This window comes from Microbacterium sp. BG28 (assembly GCF_034044005.1).
In the GTDB taxonomy this organism is placed as follows: Bacteria; Actinomycetota; Actinomycetes; order Actinomycetales; family Microbacteriaceae; genus Microbacterium.
On record NZ_JAXCHA010000006.1, the window covers coordinates 1 to 5,460 of the forward strand.

The 5,460-nt window shown below is 54.4% G+C and carries 3 rRNA genes; all 3 read left to right on the forward strand.

The features are described from left to right. Window positions 1–201 precede the first annotated feature (201 nt). The 3 genes from SK224_RS16665 (at window position 202) to rrf (ending at window position 5,448) form a co-directional block, all read left to right on the forward strand. A 16S ribosomal RNA gene (locus SK224_RS16665) occupies window positions 202–1,724 on the forward strand. Between the two features lie 391 nt (window positions 1,725–2,115). Beyond that, window positions 2,116–5,220: ribosomal RNA gene (locus SK224_RS16670) — 23S ribosomal RNA — on the forward strand. A gap of 111 nt (window positions 5,221–5,331) precedes the next feature. After that, a 5S ribosomal RNA gene (rrf, locus tag SK224_RS16675) occupies window positions 5,332–5,448 on the forward strand. Together the 16S, 23S and 5S rRNA genes form the textbook arrangement of a ribosomal RNA operon. Window positions 5,449–5,460 lie beyond the last annotated feature (12 nt).

The following is a 5,460-nucleotide window of genomic DNA, read 5'->3' on the forward strand; positions in this document are numbered from 1 at the left end:
GGAGCATCCGTTCCTTGAGAACTCAACAGCGTGCACTTGTCAAATGCCAAATAACCTCGTTCCAGCTTCGGCTGGGTGAGATTCCTTTGGATCAAGTCCAACCCTTTGGGGTTGGCGTTATGGATTGTCAGTATTGACATCCTTTTGGTCAGTTCAAACTCGCTGCGCACTTCTTTTTCCGTTGTGTGTATGCATTTTTCTTTTACGGAGAGTTTGATCCTGGCTCAGGATGAACGCTGGCGGCGTGCTTAACACATGCAAGTCGAACGGTGAAGCAGAGCTTGCTCTGTGGATCAGTGGCGAACGGGTGAGTAACACGTGAGCAACCTGCCCTGGACTCTGGGATAAGCGCTGGAAACGGCGTCTAATACTGGATACGAGACGTGGCCGCATGGTCAACGTTTGGAAAGATTTTTTGGTTCAGGATGGGCTCGCGGCCTATCAGCTTGTTGGTGAGGTAATGGCTCACCAAGGCGTCGACGGGTAGCCGGCCTGAGAGGGTGACCGGCCACACTGGGACTGAGACACGGCCCAGACTCCTACGGGAGGCAGCAGTGGGGAATATTGCACAATGGGCGAAAGCCTGATGCAGCAACGCCGCGTGAGGGATGACGGCCTTCGGGTTGTAAACCTCTTTTAGCAAGGAAGAAGCGAAAGTGACGGTACTTGCAGAAAAAGCGCCGGCTAACTACGTGCCAGCAGCCGCGGTAATACGTAGGGCGCAAGCGTTATCCGGAATTATTGGGCGTAAAGAGCTCGTAGGCGGTTTGTCGCGTCTGCTGTGAAAACTGGAGGCTCAACCTCCAGCCTGCAGTGGGTACGGGCAGACTAGAGTGCGGTAGGGGAGATTGGAATTCCTGGTGTAGCGGTGGAATGCGCAGATATCAGGAGGAACACCGATGGCGAAGGCAGATCTCTGGGCCGTAACTGACGCTGAGGAGCGAAAGGGTGGGGAGCAAACAGGCTTAGATACCCTGGTAGTCCACCCCGTAAACGTTGGGAACTAGTTGTGGGGACCATTCCACGGTTTCCGTGACGCAGCTAACGCATTAAGTTCCCCGCCTGGGGAGTACGGCCGCAAGGCTAAAACTCAAAGGAATTGACGGGGACCCGCACAAGCGGCGGAGCATGCGGATTAATTCGATGCAACGCGAAGAACCTTACCAAGGCTTGACATATACGAGAACGCTGCAGAAATGTAGAACTCTTTGGACACTCGTATACAGGTGGTGCATGGTTGTCGTCAGCTCGTGTCGTGAGATGTTGGGTTAAGTCCCGCAACGAGCGCAACCCTCGTTCTATGTTGCCAGCACGTAATGGTGGGAACTCATGGGATACTGCCGGGGTCAACTCGGAGGAAGGTGGGGATGACGTCAAATCATCATGCCCCTTATGTCTTGGGCTTCACGCATGCTACAATGGCCGGTACAAAGGGCTGCAATACCGTGAGGTGGAGCGAATCCCAAAAAGCCGGTCCCAGTTCGGATTGAGGTCTGCAACTCGACCTCATGAAGTCGGAGTCGCTAGTAATCGCAGATCAGCAACGCTGCGGTGAATACGTTCCCGGGTCTTGTACACACCGCCCGTCAAGTCATGAAAGTCGGTAACACCTGAAGCCGGTGGCCTAACCCTTGTGGAGGGAGCCGTCGAAGGTGGGATCGGTAATTAGGACTAAGTCGTAACAAGGTAGCCGTACCGGAAGGTGCGGCTGGATCACCTCCTTTCTAAGGAGCATCTGAAGTCTTCGGACTTCCAGAACCCAGTTCGAAGGCACACGTTCTTCGCTGGGAGCTCATGGGTGGAACATTTGACGAGGCTCTCATGTGAGTGTCTGGTTTCTAGTACGACCTTCGGGTTTGGAACGGAGCTGGGTTCTTGGGTGAGGGCATGCACGCTGTTGGGTCCTGAGGGACCGGGTGTGACTCCTTTGGGGGTTGCGGCTGTACCTCTGGGCCTTCTTCTGCTGCTTGTGCAGTGGGGGTTGGTACCGCCCGTACTTTGAGAACTACACAGTGGACGCGAGCATCTTAGAGATGAATCTTCGGATTCATTTCACAGGTGATCTTTTTTAGATCATTTAGTCAATTTTCGAGTTGACGATTCAAACTCATGTGATTTCAAGTCTTTAAGAGCAAACGGTGGATGCCTTGGCATCTGGAGCCGAAGAAGGACGTAGCAATCTGCGATAAGCCTCGGGGAGTGGATAAGCACACTTTGATCCGAGGGTCTCCGAATGGGGAAACCCCGCTGGGCGGCGTGCCGACCTAGTGACTCCCGCCTGAATATATAGGGCGGGTAGAGGGAACGTGGGGAAGTGAAACATCTCAGTACCCACAGGAAGAGAAAACAACCGTGATTCCGTGAGTAGTGGCGAGCGAAATCGGAAGAGGCTAAACCTAGCGTGTGTGATAGCCGGCAGGCGTTGCACGTTGGGGGTTGTGGGACTTTCTTGATCATCCTGCCGGGTGATCGACGTGACAGAAGCGTATAGACGAATGGTCTTGAAAGGCCAGCCATAGTGGGTGCCAGCCCCGTAGTCGAAATGCGTGTTCTGGCGTGGAGAGTATCCCAAGTAGCACGGGGCCCGAGAAATCCCGTGTGAATCTGTCAGGACCACCTGATAAGCCTAAATACTCCCAGATGACCGATAGCGGACAAGTACCGTGAGGGAAAGGTGAAAAGTACCCCGGGAGGGGAGTGAAATAGTACCTGAAACCGTTTGCTTACAAACCGTTGGAGCCTCCTTAGTAGGGGTGACAGCGTGCCTTTTGAAGAATGAGCCTGCGAGTTAGCGATACGTGGCGAGGTTAACCCGTGTGGGGTAGCCGTAGCGAAAGCGAGTCTGAATAGGGCGATTCAGTCGCGTGTCCTAGACCCGAAGCGAAGTGATCTATCCATGGCCAGGTTGAAGCGACGGTAAGACGTCGTGGAGGACCGAACCCACTTAGGTTGAAAACTGAGGGGATGAGCTGTGGATAGGGGTGAAAGGCCAATCAAACTTCGTGATAGCTGGTTCTCTCCGAAATGCATTTAGGTGCAGCGTTGCGTGTTTCTTGCCGGAGGTAGAGCTACTGGATGGCCGATGGGCCCTACAAGGTTACTGACGTCAGCCAAACTCCGAATGCCGGTAAGTGAGAGCGCAGCAGTGAGACTGTGGGGGATAAGCTTCATAGTCGAGAGGGAAACAACCCAGACCACCAACTAAGGTCCCTAAGCGCGTGCTAAGTGGGAAAGGATGTGGAGTTGCTGTGACAACCAGGAGGTTGGCTTAGAAGCAGCCACCCTTGAAAGAGTGCGTAATAGCTCACTGGTCAAGTGATTCCGCGCCGACAATGTAACGGGGCTCAAGCACGCCACCGAAGTTGTGGCATTGACATTATTGGTAGGCCTTCGTGGTCCAGCCGTGTTGATGGGTAGGAGAGCGTCGTGTGGCCAGCGAAGCGGCGGTGTGAACCAGCCGTGGAGGCTACACGAGTGAGAATGCAGGCATGAGTAGCGAAAGACGTGTGAGAAACACGTCCTCCGAAAGACCAAGGGTTCCAGGGTCAAGCTAATCTTCCCTGGGTAAGTCGGGACCTAAGGCGAGGCCGACAGGCGTAGTCGATGGACAACGGGTTGATATTCCCGTACCGGCGAAGAACCGCCCAAGCTAATCCAGTGGTGCTAAGAGTCCTAGCCAGGAATGTGTGGATCCCTTCGGGGTGATGCCGTCTTGGTGAACGCTCGACCCCATGCTGGTGCGGTTAGCGTATTAACAGGTGTGACGCAGGAAGGTAGCCCAACCCGGGCGATGGTTGTCCCGGGGCAAGTGCGTAGGCTGAGTCGTAGGCAAATCCGCGACTCGTTCGGCTGAGACACGATGCGGATAAAAAGTGGGTGATCCTATGCTGCCGAGAAAAGCATCGACGCGAGGTTCTAGCTGCCCGTACCCCAAACCGACTCAGGTGGTCAGGTAGAGAATACCAAGGAGATCGAGAGAATCGTGGTTAAGGAACTCGGCAAAATGCCCCCGTAACTTCGGGAGAAGGGGGGCCATCCACTTATACCAGCTTGCCTGGAAAAGGGTGTGGTGGCCGCAGAGACTAGTGGGTAGCGACTGTTTACTAAAAACACAGGTCCGTGCCAAGTCGCAAGACGATGTATACGGACTGACGCCTGCCCGGTGCTGGAAGGTTAAGAGGAGCGGTTAGCGTAAGCGAAGCTGCGAATTTAAGCCCCAGTAAACGGCGGTGGTAACTATAACCATCCTAAGGTAGCGAAATTCCTTGTCGGGTAAGTTCCGACCTGCACGAATGGCGTAACGACTTCCCAACTGTCTCAACCGCGAACTCGGCGAAATTGCATTACGAGTAAAGATGCTCGTTACGCGCAGCAGGACGGAAAGACCCCGTGACCTTTACTACAGCTTGGTATTGGTGTTCGGTGTGGCTTGTGTAGGATAGGTGGGAGACTGTGAAGCAGACACGCCAGTGTTTGTGGAGTCATTGTTGAAATACCACTCTGGTCACTCTGGATATCTAACTTCGAACCGTAATCCGGTTCAGGGACAGTGCCTGGTGGGTAGTTTAACTGGGGCGGTTGCCTCCCAAAAAGTAACGGAGGCGCCCAAAGGTTCCCTCAACCTGGTTGGCAATCAGGTGGCGAGTGTAAGTGCACAAGGGAGCTTGACTGTGAGACTGACAGGTCGAGCAGGGACGAAAGTCGGGACTAGTGATCCGGCAGTGGCTTGTGGAAGCGCTGTCGCTCAACGGATAAAAGGTACCTCGGGGATAACAGGCTGATCTTGCCCAAGAGTCCATATCGACGGCATGGTTTGGCACCTCGATGTCGGCTCGTCGCATCCTGGGGCTGGAGTAGGTCCCAAGGGTTGGGCTGTTCGCCCATTAAAGCGGTACGCGAGCTGGGTTTAGAACGTCGTGAGACAGTTCGGTCCCTATCCGCTGCGCGCGTAGGAAGTTTGAGAGGATCTGACCCTAGTACGAGAGGACCGGGTTGGACGAACCTCTGGTGTGTCAGTTGTTCCGCCAGGAGCACCGCTGATTAGCTACGTTCGGGATGGATAACCGCTGAAAGCATCTAAGCGGGAAGCCGGCCTCAAGATGAGACTTCCATACCTTCGGGTGAGAGGCTCCCAGCCAGACTACTGGGTTGATAGGCCAGATGTGGAAGCGCAGTAATGCGTGTAGCTGACTGGTACTAATAAGCCGATGACTTGATAACACTTCGTTTGAACTGAAGCTGTTCGCGTCCACTGAGTGGTTCTCGATGTACGGTCGAGAACCGCAGACAACATTCTTTTGTTGTGTGCATGACTTGAAACATCAATAGTGTTTCGGCGGCCATAGCGAGAGGGAAACGCCCGGTCCCATTCCGAACCCGGAAGCTAAGCCTCTCAGCGCCGATGGTACTGCAGGGGGGACCCTGTGGGAGAGTAGGACACCGCCGGACTCCTTTTAGAAA